This is a genomic window from Rhizobacter sp. P2_H2 (assembly GCF_056403375.1).
This window is the reverse complement of record NZ_JBFUFP010001793.1, coordinates 1-592: the sequence shown is the minus strand read 5'-3', so window position 1 is coordinate 592 and position 592 is coordinate 1. Positions and strand designations below refer to the sequence as shown.

Here is a 592-nt window from a genome sequence, read left to right as displayed (position 1 = left end):
GGCTCATCCAGCGCTGCGGTGGATTGAGCGATCGCGAGATGGAAGCGCAGGTGCTCGACTCGATGGACATCGAGCGCGAGCGCGGCATCACGATCAAGGCGCAGACCGCCGCGCTCACCTACCAGGCGCGCAACGGCAAGACCTACCAGCTGAACCTGATCGACACGCCGGGGCATGTCGACTTCTCGTATGAGGTGAGCCGCTCGCTGTCGGCCTGCGAGGGCGCATTGCTGGTGGTCGACGCGAGCCAGGGTGTCGAGGCGCAGACTGTCGCCAACTGCTACACCGCGATCGAACTCGGCGTGCACGTGATCCCGGTGCTGAACAAGATGGACCTGCCGCAAGCCGATCCGCAGCGCGCGAAGGACGAGATCGAGGACGTGATCGGCATCGACGCGACCGATGCGATTCCGTGCAGCGCGAAGACCGGCGAGGGCATCGACGACATCCTCGAGGCGGTGATCACCCGCATGCCGCCACCCCAGGGCAACCCCGACGCGCCGCTGCGAGCGATGATCATCGATTCGTGGTTCGACAACTACGTCGGCGTCGTGATGCTGGTGCGCGTGGTCGACGGCGAACTGAAGAAGGG

The 592-nt window shown here is 65.4% G+C and carries 1 protein-coding gene; it reads left to right on the top strand.

Annotated elements, in window-relative coordinates; all coding sequences use genetic code 11:
• Positions 1-592, top strand: a 592-nt coding sequence (locus tag AC1D15_RS36250) for a GTP-binding protein (protein ID WP_477829894.1), incomplete at both ends; no start/stop codon positions are given.